This is a genomic window from Acinetobacter sp. Ver3 (assembly GCF_000632455.1).
In the GTDB taxonomy this organism is placed as follows: Bacteria; Pseudomonadota; Gammaproteobacteria; order Pseudomonadales; family Moraxellaceae; genus Acinetobacter.
Window position 1 is genome coordinate 14,797 of record NZ_JFYL01000018.1, and the last position, 14,992, is coordinate 29,788.

Below are 14,992 nucleotides of genomic sequence, written 5' to 3' on the forward strand. Positions count from 1 at the left end.
TGATACTATGTTCGTAAGACTGTTTTACACCTTGCGAAAATACGGAATCCCCGTAACGACACGCGAGCTGATTGATTTGAATCAAGCGATTAGTCTAGGTTTGGTTTTTGCAGATCAAGATGATTTTTATCAGCTTGTGAAGACAGTCATGGTCAAGGATGAGCGTTACTTCGATAAGTATGATCGTGCTATGAAGGATTATTTTCAGGGCATTCAAACCTTTGATGTAGATGATTTACTCAGTAAAGTTAATCAACTTCCTAAAGAATGGTTTGATTTAGAACTCCTTGAAAAACACTTAACGCCAGAGCAACGTGAAGCACTACAAAGAGCAGGTTCTTTAGAAGAGCTCATGAAAATGCTGGAAGAGCGTTTGCGTGAGCAACATAAAAAACACCAAGGTGGTAATCGTATGATTGGCACTGGTGGCACTTCACCGTTTGGAGCTTTTGGTGACCACCCAGAGGGGGTGAGAATTGGAGGGCCGGGACGTAAAAAATCTGCGGTGAAAGTGTGGGAACAACGTAAATACCAAAATCTTGATGATGATCAAATTTTGGGAACACGTCATATGCAAATGGCGTTGCGTCGTCTGAGAAAATTTGCGCGTCAAGGTGCTGAAGAAGAGCTTGATATAGATCAAACGATTCGCGAAACGGCTAAGCAGGGAATTCTTGATGTACAGATGGTGCCAGAGCGTCGTAATCGAATTAAAGTTTTGATGTTGTTCGATGTAGGCGGTTCTATGGATGCCTATATTGCACAATGTGAAAAACTGTTTAGTGCAGCCAAAACAGAATTTAAGACTTTAGAATATTTCTATTTCCATAACTGTCTTTATGATTGCGTGTGGAAAGACAATCATCGCCGTACTTCGACAAAAATGAATACCTTAGATGTATTTAATACCTATGGTAAAGATTATCGAGTGATTGTTGTTGGTGATGCAAGTATGGCGCCATACGAATTAAAATCTGCTGGTGGTTCTGTCGAATACATGAATGAAGAGTCGGGTGAAATTTGGTTGCGTCGTTTGCGCCAGCATTATGAAAAGACGGCTTGGTTGAATCCTGAAACTGAGAATTACTGGCATTACACTCAAACGATAGGAATGATCAAAGAAATATTTGAAGATCATATGTATCCAATGACTTTAAAAGGCATTGAAGATATGACTAAATTCCTCTCACGCTAACTTTTTTAAATTATATTCATCTAAAGGATCTTGATATGAGCTATCAAATCAATGGTGTGGCATTGCCAAATGAAGAAGGTTTTTTTGGTGAATATGGTGGTCAATTCATTCCACCTCATTTAAAAGCAGCAATGGATGAAATCAATGTTGCTTATGAAGAAATTCGTAAAACACCTGAATTTCAAAATGAGCTTTCAGAGCTGTTTGCGCATTATGTAGGTCGTCCAAGTCCTTTATTTCATGCCAAACGACTTTCAGAACAATTGGGTGGTGCTCAAATTTATCTGAAGCGTGAAGATTTGAACCATACTGGTGCGCATAAAATTAACCATTGTTTGGGTGAAGCTTTACTTGCTAAATACATGGGCAAGAAAAAAGTCATTGCTGAAACTGGGGCAGGTCAACATGGTGTCGCATTAGCAACTGCTTGTGCCTTGGTTGGTATCCCGTGTGAAATTCATATGGGTCAAGTTGATATTGAAAAAGAACATCCAAATGTCGTGAAAATGAAAATTTTGGGTGCGAATTTAATCTCAGTCACTCGTGGAACAGCAACATTAAAAGATGCTGTTGATAGTGCTTTCGAAGAGTATTTGAAAGACCCTGAAAGCTTTATTTATGCCATCGGATCAGTCGTTGGTCCACATCCATTTCCTAAAATGGTGCGTGATTTCCAAGCAATTATCGGTGATGAAATTAAAGTTCAATCACAAGACAGATTTAACAAATATCCTGATTATATTATTGCTTGTGTTGGCGGTGGCTCAAATGCAATGGGCGCATTCAGTGCATTCCTTAATGATGATAGTGTGAAATTAATTGGTGTTGAACCAGCAGGACATGGTTTAGATACAGATCAACATTCGGCAACATTAACTTTAGGTAAACCAAGTCAACTTCATGGTATGGCGTGTTATGTGCTGGAAGATGAGAATGGCGAGCCATTACCTGTGCATTCAATTGCTTCTGGATTAGATTATCCTGGTGTGGGGCCTCAACACAGTTTCTTAAAAGATATTGGTCGTGTTGAGTACTCAACAGCAACTGATGAAGAGTGTCTGAATGCATTCATGACTCTATCTCGAGTTGAAGGGATTGTGCCTGCATTAGAAAGTTCACATGCTGTTGCTTGGGCAATACGTGAAGCTCCACAACTGTCCAAAGATACCATTGTGGTAGTGAATTTATCAGGTCGAGGTGATAAAGACTCGGACTATGTGGCAGAAAAATTAGGTTTAAATTAACACATAAAAAAACCAGCTTAGGCTGGTTTTTTAATTACATTTCTGGTGGTTCTTCATTCAAAGGTGTAAGAATATTTTCAAAGGATGAAATTTCAATCGGAATGAGCGGCGTTTCGATTGAAAGATCTTGAACAAGTGTTTCAGTCGCTTGTTGAGCTTGTTGAGCTTGTTGAGCTTGTTGAGCTTGTTGAGCTTGTTGAGCTTGTTGAGCTTGAACCATGGTTTTCATAATTTCATCAGCTGGTGCACTTAGTTCGTGTGCTTTTTTGCTGTCATATTTGGTGGCAAGTTCTTTTAAAATTGCGTAAGACAAATAACTCGTAAATGCTGGATTCTCAGATTTAGCCTTGGATGGAAGTAGAGAAACACAAGCGGCATGAAATAAACCATGTTGTACGTATGTTGCATTGAACGCAGGATCTTTAGCTTTATCAGGATCACCTAAATAACCAATCTTGAAGCCAATTTCAGATGCAGCACAGGCATTGGTCACTTCAGAAGAGGGATTGCGATAGTCAGCATTTTTTTTGAAATATAGCACTTCTGCGATCGACATCATTTCATCTTGAATTTTTTTGAGTCGACCATCTAAATTTGGGACTGCAAAATAATTTTTTAACTTAAATAGCGTTACAGTACCTTCGAGCCATTTTTGGGGTTGTTCTGTATAATTCAAATTTGTATAACAGGCAGAAGTTTGCAGGGCGGCTTCAACAAATTCTTTGTTTTTTCTTGGATTTTTCATATCTTGATCAGCCCCTAAATATCCCATTTTGTAGGCTTTTTCATAGGTATTACATGCAGGCGTGATGAGCGTCTTTTTTTGATATGTTTTTGCTTTTTTTAGCAGCTCTATTTGATTCTTTATCGTTGGTTCAAGTTCAGATGCATAAGAGGAAGCAGTTACAAATAAAGCGGTGTAACACAATAACTTTTTATACATCATCAGTCCTTAGGCAAAAAATTCCATAATGTAATGACTTTACTGATGCTGTTTAAATAGTTCAATGACTCAATAAAAGAAAATCATTGTAAAAGATGACTAATTTCAATCTATTGTTCAAAATTGAGATCATGATGGAGTTATCAAAAAAGCCCCCGAGATGGGAGCTTAGCTTTATCCTGAAATATACTGTTGAAGTTGTTCAATCAACACTTTTTGGTCTTCCATCGCGGCTTTAACTAAGTCACCAATAGATACAATTCCGACGAGTCTATCGTCTTCTAATACTGGCAGATGGCGAATATGACGTTCTGTCATTAAATCTAAACACTCATCTACGGTGTTGCTTTTACTTACAGATAAAACCGTACCAGTCATAATTTCTGAGACTGTAGTTAAGTCGGATGTACGTTGCATAAGTGCAATTTTACGCGTGTAATCCCGTTCAGATAAAATTCCAACAAGTCTTTCATCTTGTACGACAACAACGGCACCAATACCTTTTGTTGCCATTAATGTGATTGCTTCTAAAACCGTAGCATCAGGTGTGATGGTAGAGATTTCTGAATTGTTTTTATTTTGTAGGACTTGAGCTACTGTTGTCATAAAGGTTCCTCTTGTTGGATATTCGTCCATGTATAAGTTAATAACTGAAATCTTAAATCTTTACAATCGTTTTAGTGGAATTTTCTGCTAAATAGATGGGCTCAAATGATTTTGAAAAAATAGCATCTGCATGTGTGGAATAGTGAGCTTAAAGTGGCGATCTCGATGATTGCACAGGGCAGGTGTGACTTTTAGTCGCGTTAGGGTTGGGAGTAGTGAATTTTTAAAATCATCAGGCGTTATTTTTCGAGGCTGATAGTGCGGCCAGTGAATTTTTGCATAATGTAAAGCCTGAACTGAATTGAGCCAGAAGGGGAATATGTATTCTTGATTGATTGATCGAATGGCCCAACCTTGATGTTCTGGATTATACAGTCCCCACAGTACTCCACAATACATCATGGTTTTAAGGATATTAACTTTGAGTAAAAAATGCTTTGAATTTGGTTGCAACTGTACAAAGGTGTTCATGATCGTTCGATGATTCATTACCAATGATGATAAATTCAGTCTAATGATTTTTTCTTAAAGTTTAGTTGCATTAATTTAAAGTTTGGTAAGCAAATATGTAATAAAAGAGCTAAAAAAACGCCACTAATGTGACGTTTATTTATGCTTGCATTGTGGCCATGTTTTGCCAATACTGTGCTTTCAAAGAATCACGTTCTACACGGAAACCTTGAAGATAGAGTTCAGCTAGAAACATCGCTGCTTTACCGTGACCCGCACGTGCTGCATTCTCAAGTTCTGAAACTGCGTCTGTAAAATTCATTTCAAATTGAATGGTATTTACAGCATTCGAATACATATGTTCGAGGTCTTGTTGAGAGAATTGTTTAATCATATAAAACTCCTTATTCTAATTATGATTAGTACTACAGTTATAAAGACCTAAATTAGGTCAAAATGGAATATAACAAAGTAATATTAAACTATTATTACAATTTGCGTTAATTGTCAAATAAATTTTCAAGATAAATCTTTTAAAAAATACTTACATGATTAAACTTTAATCATTTTATATTGGGTTTATGATAAAACTGTAAATAACTATAAAGGAGAATGACTTATGACTAATACCATTGATGGTTTCACATTTGGCAATCCACCTGAGCCATCCGATATTATTGCGCTTGCACATCATCATAAAAAACAACTTGATGAAGCAATTTTTCATCAAGAGATCCATTTAGGTCACTACTGTTTAGAGCAGCGTAAACGCGTGCATGATTACACGCAGACACTTGATCCTGCATCCAAAGCTGAATTTTATCGCTACTATGACGGCGAATTAAAACGTATCGCCGTCATTGACGAAGAACACCCTGATGATGCTGAAGGTGGTTTAAGTGTTTTCACTATTTTTATCGTACTCGCGGTGATCGCTGCTATCTTATATTTTGGTGTTGTGCAGAATGTTGTCTCTTAAAGGTGAATAAGCGCCATTGTTAGCATAATGGTTCTTGTTAAATTCAACGTTAACACTATATTTTTAAAGCATCTCGGATTACACTTAAGCTAATCCGAGGTTGTACATGCTCCATTTAAAAAAAATTTCGTCTGATCTTTTCTCACAATTAAATATTGAGCAGATTCAAAATGCTTTCATCATAGGCATTGTACTTTTTATTCTTATTGTCTCTAGTATTGCACTGAATCGTCCAATTAATTCAGCCCACTTTGAACAAGTTCAAGCGCTCGCGGCTCAAAATCGTTTAGAGCGAACGCATGAAATGGCAACTTTGTTACTTGCAAAACCTAAGATTAAAAATATTGAATTTTATCGTTTGCTGAATGCTTATCATATCGAGAATACTCATATAAAAATTTATCCAGCGATTGAAAAGTTGGATTAGTCTTCAATCTTATTCAGATTGAGTCCAAGATTTTGATTTAGTATTTCTTCGATCTGCTTGGCAGTGACACGGTCAGAGACAGCAATAACAGTCATTTGATCGGGGTGTAAATGTTTTTGTATTGCATTTTGAATATCTTGGCGAGTTAATTTTCGAATCTGCTCCTGATACTCATTTAGATAATTGGAATTAAGTCCGTAAAAACCAATTGATGCGATTTGGGCATTAATATTTGCATTGCTATTTAAGGTCATTGGAAAAGACCGAAGAATACTTTCTTTATTTTCTTTAAGCAAAGAGTCAGTAATAGGCTGTTTTTTGAAGTCAATGAATACTTGATGTGCGAGCTTTAAGCTTTCGAGCAATTGGTCTTGTTGTGTCGCATATCCAAAACTAAAAACGCCAGGTACCTGTGGTGTAGTCAGCGTACTCGATGCGCTATAGGTGAGTCCTCGTTTAACTCGTAACTCTTTTGATAAGATTGAATTAAAACTCCCACCACCAAACATTCTGTTGGCAACTTCCAAAGCGGCACGATCTGGATGTGCTCGCTCTAAAGATAAATGACCCAATAATGCATGTGCTTGTAGGCTTTCGCGTTTTAGTACTGAAATTTTAAAACCTGATTCACTGACGGGAGTTGGAAGGTCGGGCTGTCTTTGCCCTTGCGGTAAATTGATACTGATCAGTTCCGAGATCTGTTGAGCTTGATCTTGAGTGAGTTGTCCTGTGATTGCTATATTGGAATTTTGAGCGACAAGCAATCGATCTCTAAATTCTTTGAGTAATTCAGGCGTAATTTTTTTTAAACTACCTACTGTCCCAGCTGTTGGTTGAGCATATGGATGATCCCCATACAGCATACGGTACAGTTGTATTGACATTAGTCTGGATGGATTCTCTTGAAGTTGTTTTTGCCCAATTTGAGTATTACTGAGCGCAAGATTAATGCCTGATTGTTTAAAGGTGGCATGCTTGATTAAATGCAGTAGTAAGTTCAGTGCAGGGTCAAATTTTTCAGGATCATTTAACACTCTTAGTCGAACAACAAACATATCACGATAGGCGTTGAAAGAATATTTGGCGCCTAATCCCTCAAATGTGGTGGTAATCTGTTTGGCACTGAGCTGATCTGTTCCTTCAAGCATAAGGCGAGCTGCCATATTGGATATACCGTAAAGTCCTTGACCAATGACTTCATCTCGTGCAGAACCAGCATTGAATGTAATTTGAATGTCGACCATCGGCAGATCATTCGTTTCGACAAATAAGGTTCGTACATTTAAAGAGTTTTTAAGTTCTTGAACAAAAGGCGCTTTATAATTTTGGGAAGATTTTGTGATCTCTTTTAAGCTTAATAAGTTTTTAATCGAGCTTAGACCACTGGGATCTTCTTCGATGATTTGTTCAATTGGTTCAGCTTCTATAAGTTCCTCCGCATGCGACAGTGAACTCAACATGGCACTACACAAGATACTCGTTAAAAATAGAGAAGATAAATAATTCATAAAACGCCTAGTTATTGTTTTTCTGTTCAGGATAAAGATGTAAAACGCTCAAATTGTCACGATTAAAATAAATATTGGCAATGCGTTGTAAATCGTGCGGTGTGACTTTATCGAAGTATTCAGGGAGTTGATCAATCATGCGATAGTCTAGATCATTGATGCTGAGCAAACCAATGAGTCGAGCTTGCCCAATAATATCATCTTGGCTATACACTAAATTGGAAACGAAATTCGCTTTGACCCGATTGAGTTCTTTTTCATTGATCAATTCTGATTTGAATAAATCTAGTTCCTGCTGTATGCGTTTTTGCGCTTGCTCAAGACTGATACCCTCAGCAGGTATGGCAGAGATTAAAAATAGGCTATCCCCACGATTATATGGATCATAACTTACATTAATTGAGGTCAGAATTCGCTTATCTCGGATCAGTCTCTCTTGTAGACGTGCTGAAATTCCGCCGTCCAATAGATTTTGAATAATGGTTAAAGCGTAGGCGTCTTGAGGGTTTTTTGCTGTTTTAATGGAATTGACATTCCAAGACATAAACAAGTTGGGTACATGTACAGCCTGATATTGCTCCATGAAGCGATATCCAATTCTTGAAAATTCAAGCACATCATTGCGTTCAGGAACGGATTTTTTTGGAATCTTATTAAAATATTTTTTGACTTCTCGAATGGTTTGTTCAGGATCTACATCCCCAATAATGACTAATGTTGCATTATTCGGCGCGTACCAAGTTTCGTACCATTGTTTTAAATCATTCAATTGAATGTTATTCAGATTTTTCATTAAGCCAATCACTGGTTGGCGATAGTGACTGGTCGGGTACGCAATCCATTTAAATCTTTCAAAAGCAAGGTTTCGAGGATTATCCTCTGTTCGTTGCCGTCGTTCAGCCATCACGACTTTAATTTCGGGTTCGAAATCTTCTTGGCGCAGAACTAAATTTTGCATTCGATCAGCTTCTAACTCTAATGCCAGTGGAAGATATTTTTTAGGATAGAATTGATAGTAATTGGTGTAATTTGTGGATGTGAATGCATTGACACTACCACCATAAATTCGACTAAGGCGTGTGAATTCATCATTCGGTACTTTTTTAGTGCCTTTGAACATCATATGTTCTAGGACGTGTGAAATGCCGAGTAAATTCCCTGACTCGTCACTACTGCCGACGGCATACCAGATTTGGCTGATGACTACAGGTGCGCGATGATCTTCTCTAATAATGACTCTTAAACCATTGTCCAGTGTTGTTTCGACGGTGTTTCGAGAGATTTGAGCAGTTTGTTGATTTGCAAATGTCATCATCGGTGCTGATGTAATCGCAGCAATGATGATTGTCTGTTTGAAAATGAGTTGCAGAGAGAATTTGAGCCGGCTGAGAGACACAATTAATCCGAATAATGACTTTAAAATTATTCTTGATGATGTCGTATATTTATTCAAGATTGAACTGTTGCAATTTGGTTGATCGTTTTAAAAGTAATTGCAGATCGTGAATTTAAAGCAATCTATGCTAAACTCCATTCTTTTAATCGCAATGCTTTTCAAGGAATCGGCATGCAAGAACAGCAAAATAAATTCTTGATTGATGCGGATATTGGTGATGACGATGTCACCTTACCGAGCCTCCCGGCCGTTAATGTGCCTATTATCGAAAACAATGAAGTAGAAAAGCTGGAAACGGTGCCGGCCGTTGAAGAAACAAAACCGAAAGGTGGTTTCTTCAGTCGTATGAAAGAAGGCTTATCAAAATCTCGTAAAAATTTAGCTGATGGAATGATGAATATTCTAGTCGGTGGTAAAGAGATTGATGATGAGCTGCTCGAAGAAGTTGAAGAGCAATTATTGGTCGCAGATATTGGGGTAGAGGCGACGAAAACAATTATTGCCAATTTGACTGAAAGAACTGCGCGTGGCGATTTGATCTACTCTCATTCTCTCTATAAAGCACTTCAAGAAGAATTAGTTGCTTTATTAGCACCACGTGTCAAACCATTACATATCGATCCGAATAAAAATCCCTATGTGATTTTGGTTGTGGGTGTAAATGGTGTAGGTAAGACAACCACAATAGGTAAACTCGCAAAACGATTACAAGGTGAAGGTAAAAAAGTCATGCTCGCGGCAGGCGATACTTTCCGTGCTGCGGCGACTGAACAGCTTCAAATTTGGGGTGAGCGTAACGATATTCATGTCGTTGCACAAGGTCATGGTGCAGACAGTGCTTCTGTAATTTTTGATGCTTTTGAAAGTGCACGAGCGAAAGGGATCGATGTATTGATTGCAGATACCGCAGGGCGTTTGCATAACAAAGGTCACTTGATGGAAGAGCTCAAAAAAGTAAAACGCGTTATGCAAAAAATTGATGCGACTGCACCGCACGAAGTGATGCTTGTTGTGGATGCTGGCACAGGACAGAACGCGATTAACCAAGTTGAAATGTTTGATGAAGCTGTAGGCTTAACGGGTCTTACTATTACTAAATTGGATGGTACTGCAAAGGGTGGTGTGCTATTTAACATTGCGAGCCGTACACATGTGCCAATCCGATTTATTGGTGTAGGTGAAAAGATTGATGATTTGAGACCGTTCTCAGCAAAATCATTTGTCGCTGCATTATTCGATAACGAAAAATAATCATTCTTGGGTTAATTTAAAAAGCTCCATATACGGAGCTTTTTTTATAAATATTTAAAATTCATAAAGTTAATCAAATATGAGAAAGCCGAATCTTTTGACTCAATACATTAAATACGCAATTTGTTCCAAAAATAGAACACTTTGTTATAAAGATAAGGCTGAAAAGGTTTCGTAATATGAATAAGATAGCATCATCGTTAGCACACAATGAATGTTAAAAATAAGGAATAAGTTATGTCTTTTCTAAATCAAATTAAAAATCGCCGTACCATCTATGCAATTGGTAAGAATGTTTCTTTAGACAATACTCAGATTGAAGAAACCATTAAAGAAGCGGTACGTCAAAGTCCATCGTCATTTAACTCACAGACATCACGTGTTGTAACACTTTTTGGTGAGTCACATGACAAATTTTGGAATATCGTTTTAGAAACTTTACGTAAAATTGTTCCTGCAGAAGCATTTGAGGGAACTCAAAATAAGATCAATAGCTTTAAAGCGGGTCATGCAACTGTATTGTTTTATGAAGATCAAGATACGGTGAAAGGTTTACAAGAGCAATTCCCACTTTATGCTGAGAATTTCCCAATCTGGTCTGAACATTCAACAGCTATTGCTCAATTTGCGGTTTGGACTGCATTGTCAGAAAAAAATATTGGAGCATCATTACAACATTACAATCCAATTGTGGATGAAGAAGTGGCTTCAACATTTGAAATTCCAGCTTCTTGGAAACTTCGTGCTCAGCTTGTGCTCGGTTCAATCGAAGCGCCTGCAGGAGATAAAACGTTTATTGATGACGAGATTCGTTTTAAAACTTTTAATTAATCCAAATCATATAAAGGCACTTCGGTGCCTTTTTTTATGACGAGTTCTGTCATTAAATTGTCATCGCTTGGTAGCATAGTAGTCATATCTAACAATCTAATATTGAGTTATTTATGAAATTAAAAATTGCGTCTGCATTGATATTTACGGGTTTGAGCAGTCAAATTTTTGCAGCGGCGACCTTGGTGGTTCCAGAGGAACTGGTCGTAATTTCAGTGAATAATCAAGAGGTTAAATCAGGACTATTTAAATCAAAAAAACAATACCAAATTGATGCGAATCAACCTTTGGTGAATGTTCGATATAATCAATACTTTGAACTACCTTTAAATAATCATGAGATCGTAAAGTCGGATATTCTTACTTTGAAATTGCCAACCCTAGAGGATAATAAGTCATACAAATTGGATTTAATTCATCCACCACGAGATTTGGACCAAGCAAAAACATTCGCCAAAAATCCTCAATTGGCAATTTATAATCAAAATAATCAACTCATTTCAAATAATCTGATTGTTCAAATGACCTCGCAAAGTTTGCTAGGCGGTACGATCAATCAGATATTGCATAATGAGCCACAAGCTAGCCCAATGATCAAGTCAAGTTCATCATCAATAAATACTCAAACAGTGGAACATGCTGACATTAAAAATACAAATTCAAATACTCATGATGGTCAGACGTTGATTGAAGTATGGAAAAATTCTTCAAAGCAGGAACGTCAAAAGTTTATGACTTGGCTTGCAACGCAATAAAACATTTAATATTTCATAAACAGATATAAAAAAGCCCTCATAGAGGTCTTTTTTTATAAATTAAGTGAATAGCCAAGTATAGTAACCATAAATCATCAATGGCCATGCTACATATGGACTAAATAAATACTTCCATATCCAATAACGTGGTATAAACCCTACGCCATGGATAAATCCACCAGATATTCCAATCATAATCAGCATCATGGCACGGTGACTGTAATGACCACTTGCATCCAACATCAGACTTGGGTGGATGAGTAATATGGTAGCGAGAGGCAATGCCATCAGAAATGAAATGATCATTGCGAATGAGTATTTACGTTTTTCAGAATTTGACATTGCAAGCTCACTCATCTCATTCACCATCTAAGTCTTGATGTTGTTCCATGTAAATGGCTGCAAGTACACTCGCGAAACATGCCATTAACACACCTAGTATCCATGCGAAGTACCACATAATTTTCTCCTAACAGTGATTCGGTTTTAATACAGACTATGCGTGTGGTCTTGAATATGTTTCTTGGTAATCACACCCCACATTTTGTAGTAACACCAAGTGGTGTATGCCAAGATCAGTGGGACAAAAATACATGCAGCAACTGTCATTACTGAAAGCGTCATTTGGCTAGATACTGCATCCCACATCGTCAAGCTAATGTTTGGATGAATACTAGATGGCATCAGGAATGGAAATAGGGCAAAACCAGCAGTGAGGATTGAGCCAATCACAGCGAACGATGTACCCAGAAAGCTAAGTCCCGCTTTATTTTTAGTCGATGCTAAAACCACAATTATTCCTCCGATAATCGCCATTACCGGTGCTAATATTGTGATTGGATAAATAGAATAATTGTTCATCCAGCCATGATTGGCATCAGTAAGTACTTCTTTAGCGAGTGGATTAGCTACACCATTCGTATCATAAGGTGTTACAAGCGTATAGCCTTCGATATTGCCGAAATACAACCAAGCACCAGCACCGAGAAAACAGATGAGAAAAAGAATACCCATATATCGTGTAGCTTGAGCTGAGCGTGTTCTTAATGCACCTTCAGTGCGTAGCATTAACCATGCACCACCATGCGCAGCAAGCATCGTCAAACTGACCAATCCACAGACCAAGGCAAATGGATTTAAAAGTTCAAAGAAGCTTCCTGTGTAAGTTGAACGAACAGTTTCATCAAGTGTAAAGGGTACACCAAGGAACATATTGCCAAAAGCAACACCAAAAACGAGTGCTGGTACTGCACCGCCAATACATAAGCCCCAATCCCAAGCATTACGCCATTTAGTATTTTCGAGCTTTGAGCGATAGTCAAAACCAACAGGTCTAAGGAATAAAGCAAATAATACGAGTAATAGCGCCCAGTACATACCCGAGAAAGCTGTTGCATATACCATTGGCCAAGCTGCGAAAAGTGCACCACCCGCCGTAATAAACCAAACTTGGTTTCCATCCCAATGTGGTGCAATCGTGTTGATTGCAGCACGACGCTCTTCATCGTCTTTTCCAACGAACGGCATCAGTGCCATAGAGCCCATATCAAATCCATCAGTCAATGCGAATCCAATAAGGAGGACGCCGACCAATACCCACCAAATGATTTTGAGAAGTTCATATTCAATCATGTTAAATCTCCTCAGTTGACTTATTGGCTGCTGCTAGTTTTTCGAAATGATACTTACCAGTATGTAAAGAGCTTGGTCCTAATCTTGAGAACTTGATCATTAAATACATTTCTATGATGAGCAGCACTGTATAGAAAGCAGCGAGTGCTAAAATGGAACCCCATACATCCGCTGAACTAATACTTGATGCAGATAGGTGTGTTGGTAAAACTTCACCAATAGTCCATGGTTGACGACCAACTTCAGCAACGTACCAACCTGTTTGAGCTGCAATCCATGGAAGTGGAAGGGCGATCAGTGCAAACTTGAGCAACCAAGTTTTATTTTCAGCATTACGTTTCATGACAGCATACGTTGCAAGAATGAACAACAAGAGCATTAAGAAACCTGACGCCACCATCGCTCTAAATGCCCAAAATAAACTTGGAACATGAGGGATAGTATCTAAAGCTGCAGACTTAATTTGTTGTTCAGTAGCATCAACTACAGTTGGTGTGTATTTCTTCAACAATAGACCATAACCCAAATCTTTTTGAGTCTCGTCAAATGCAGCTTTGAGTTCTGGTGATTGATCTCCAGCACGAAGTTGTTCAAGCTGTGCATAAGCGACCATGCCATTACGGATACGTTGCTCATGTTGTGCGATTAAATCTTTGATCCCTGTGACTTGTTCAGTTGTAGAGCGAGTCGCGATTAAACCCATGACATATGGAATTTTCACAGCATAGTCTGTTGTTTGCGTCTCAGGATTGGGGATACCAAATAATGTGAATGCAGCTGGTGCTGGATGTGTATCCCATTCTGCTTCAATTGCAGCGAGTTTGGTTTTCTGAACATCACCTAATTCATATCCTGATTCATCACCCAGTAAAATTACGGATAATGTCGAAGCAAGACCGAAAATAGCAGCAATGGCAAATGAACGACGGGCAAAGGCCAAATCACGTTTTTTAAGTAGGTAATAACTTGAAATTGCCAATACAAAAATTGCACCAGTCACATAACCCGCAGAAACAGTATGGACAAATTTAACTTGTGCCACTGGGTTAAAGATTAGTGCGGCAAAATCTACCAGCTCCATTCGCATGGTTTCATAGTTAAATGCGGCCCCGACAGGGTTTTGCATCCAACCATTTGCAACCAAGATCCAAAGTGCTGACATATTAGAGCCTAAAGCCACTAACCATGTCACACATAGATGTTGGACTTTAGAAAGACGTTCCCAGCCGAAAAAGAATAAACCAATAAAAGTAGATTCTAAAAAGAAGGCCATTAATCCTTCGATTGCTAATGGCGCTCCGAAAATGTCACCTACATAATGTGAGTAGTAAGCCCAGTTTGTACCAAACTGGAATTCCATCGTTAGTCCAGTGGTTACCCCTAAAGCAAAGTTGATCCCGAATAACTTACCCCAAAACTTGGTCATGTCTCGGTAAATCTCTTTACCTGTAATCACATAGGTGGTTTCCATGATGGCAAGGATAAATGCCAAACCTAGAGTGAGGGGTACAAATATAAAGTGATACATTGCGGTCATTGCAAATTGAAACCGCGATAGATCGACCACGCTTTCAGAAATCATCAACGTGTCTCCTTCATTTTAAGTTCGCTGCCCATAATTCGTTCAGCGACTTGATGGTCAAAGTTTTTGGGAATGGTAGGTGCATCAAACCAGATATTTTTAATCACGATAAGAATGATTACTTTGATAATGAGAATTAAAGCAATCTCTTTGATTAAATTTTTATTTAAACTTGAAGGTTTAATCATCATAT

At 38.1% G+C, this 14,992-nt stretch carries 18 protein-coding genes; 7 read left to right on the forward strand and 11 right to left on the reverse strand.

All coding sequences use genetic code 11. The features are described 5' to 3' along the window. Positions 1-7: 7 nt before the first annotated feature. Entirely contained in the window at positions 8-1,195 is a 1,188-nt protein-coding gene (locus CL42_RS06950) for a vWA domain-containing protein (RefSeq protein ID WP_035266561.1), read from the forward strand. Positions 1,196-1,230: 35 nt separating this feature from the next. Next, a complete protein-coding gene (gene trpB, locus CL42_RS06955) occupies positions 1,231-2,439 on the forward strand; it encodes a tryptophan synthase subunit beta (RefSeq protein WP_035266563.1) in 1,209 nt (402 codons plus the stop codon). 34 nt (positions 2,440-2,473) lie between these two features. On the opposite strand, the gene CL42_RS17395 is transcribed toward trpB, so the two are convergent. From CL42_RS17395 to CL42_RS06975, 4 genes are all read right to left on the reverse strand, one after another. Beyond that, positions 2,474-3,382, reverse strand: coding sequence for a hypothetical protein (locus CL42_RS17395; protein WP_035266564.1), 909 nt, complete (start codon positions 3,380-3,382; stop codon positions 2,474-2,476). Positions 3,383-3,556: 174 nt separating this feature from the next. After that, the gene (locus tag CL42_RS06965; RefSeq protein WP_035266567.1) at positions 3,557-3,988 is read right to left on the reverse strand and encodes a CBS domain-containing protein; all 432 of its coding nucleotides are present in this window, start codon (positions 3,986-3,988) and stop codon (positions 3,557-3,559) included. An 87-nt stretch (positions 3,989-4,075) separates the two neighbouring features. Next, the gene (locus CL42_RS06970; protein ID WP_035266570.1) at positions 4,076-4,459 is read right to left on the reverse strand and encodes a DUF2750 domain-containing protein; all 384 of its coding nucleotides are present in this window, start codon (positions 4,457-4,459) and stop codon (positions 4,076-4,078) included. Between the two features lie 139 nt (positions 4,460-4,598). Beyond that, the gene (locus CL42_RS06975; protein WP_035266572.1) at positions 4,599-4,832 is read right to left on the reverse strand and encodes a hypothetical protein; all 234 of its coding nucleotides are present in this window, start codon (positions 4,830-4,832) and stop codon (positions 4,599-4,601) included. 225 nt (positions 4,833-5,057) lie between these two features. Here CL42_RS06975 and CL42_RS06980 point away from each other — a divergent pair, with 225 nt between their 5' ends. Then, the gene (locus CL42_RS06980; RefSeq protein ID WP_035266574.1) at positions 5,058-5,417 is read left to right on the forward strand and encodes a hypothetical protein; all 360 of its coding nucleotides are present in this window, start codon (positions 5,058-5,060) and stop codon (positions 5,415-5,417) included. Positions 5,418-5,523: 106 nt separating this feature from the next. After that, positions 5,524-5,844, forward strand: coding sequence for a hypothetical protein (locus tag CL42_RS06985; protein WP_035266577.1), 321 nt, complete (start codon positions 5,524-5,526; stop codon positions 5,842-5,844). Here the strand turns inward: CL42_RS06985 and CL42_RS06990 are convergent. Continuing rightward, positions 5,841-7,352: a M16 family metallopeptidase gene (locus CL42_RS06990; protein WP_035266579.1), complete on the reverse strand. Its 1,512-nt coding sequence runs from the start codon at positions 7,350-7,352 to the stop codon at positions 5,841-5,843. The genes CL42_RS06985 and CL42_RS06990 overlap by 4 nt on opposite strands. A gap of 7 nt (positions 7,353-7,359) precedes the next feature. Next, positions 7,360-8,667 (reverse strand): M16 family metallopeptidase, encoded by a 1,308-nt coding sequence (locus CL42_RS06995; protein ID WP_081403251.1) that lies wholly within the window; start codon positions 8,665-8,667, stop codon positions 7,360-7,362. Positions 8,668-8,919: 252 nt separating this feature from the next. Here CL42_RS06995 and ftsY point away from each other — a divergent pair, with 252 nt between their 5' ends. The 3 genes from ftsY to CL42_RS07010 all read left to right on the forward strand — a co-directional run bounded on the left by ftsY (position 8,920) and on the right by CL42_RS07010 (position 11,585). After that, entirely contained in the window at positions 8,920-9,999 is a 1,080-nt protein-coding gene (gene ftsY / locus CL42_RS07000; protein WP_035266635.1) for a signal recognition particle-docking protein FtsY, read from the forward strand. Between the two features lie 237 nt (positions 10,000-10,236). Then, positions 10,237-10,830, forward strand: a complete 594-nt coding sequence (locus tag CL42_RS07005) for a nitroreductase family protein (protein ID WP_035266583.1) — start codon at positions 10,237-10,239, stop codon at positions 10,828-10,830. A gap of 113 nt (positions 10,831-10,943) precedes the next feature. After that, a complete protein-coding gene (locus CL42_RS07010) occupies positions 10,944-11,585 on the forward strand; it encodes a DUF2057 family protein (protein ID WP_035266585.1) in 642 nt (213 codons plus the stop codon). 60 nt (positions 11,586-11,645) lie between these two features. Here the strand turns inward: CL42_RS07010 and CL42_RS07015 are convergent, their stop codons facing one another. From CL42_RS07015 to cydP, 5 genes are read right to left on the reverse strand one after another with little or no spacing between them, the layout of a single operon-like run. Then, positions 11,646-11,942, reverse strand: coding sequence for a cyd operon YbgE family protein (locus CL42_RS07015; RefSeq protein WP_035266588.1), 297 nt, complete (start codon positions 11,940-11,942; stop codon positions 11,646-11,648). Position 11,943: 1 nt separating this feature from the next. Next, a complete protein-coding gene (cydX, locus tag CL42_RS16650; protein WP_035266590.1) occupies positions 11,944-12,045 on the reverse strand; it encodes a cytochrome bd-I oxidase subunit CydX in 102 nt (33 codons plus the stop codon). 26 nt (positions 12,046-12,071) lie between these two features. Then, positions 12,072-13,217, reverse strand: coding sequence for a cytochrome d ubiquinol oxidase subunit II (gene cydB, locus CL42_RS07025; protein WP_035266592.1), 1,146 nt, complete (start codon positions 13,215-13,217; stop codon positions 12,072-12,074). A gap of 1 nt (position 13,218) precedes the next feature. After that, positions 13,219-14,799: a cytochrome ubiquinol oxidase subunit I gene (locus tag CL42_RS07030; protein WP_035266593.1), complete on the reverse strand. Its 1,581-nt coding sequence runs from the start codon at positions 14,797-14,799 to the stop codon at positions 13,219-13,221. Continuing rightward, the gene (gene cydP, locus CL42_RS07035; RefSeq protein WP_035266637.1) at positions 14,799-14,990 is read right to left on the reverse strand and encodes a cytochrome oxidase putative small subunit CydP; all 192 of its coding nucleotides are present in this window, start codon (positions 14,988-14,990) and stop codon (positions 14,799-14,801) included. Before cydP ends, CL42_RS07030 begins: the two co-directional genes overlap by 1 nt. Between the last annotated feature and the right edge of the window lie 2 nt (positions 14,991-14,992).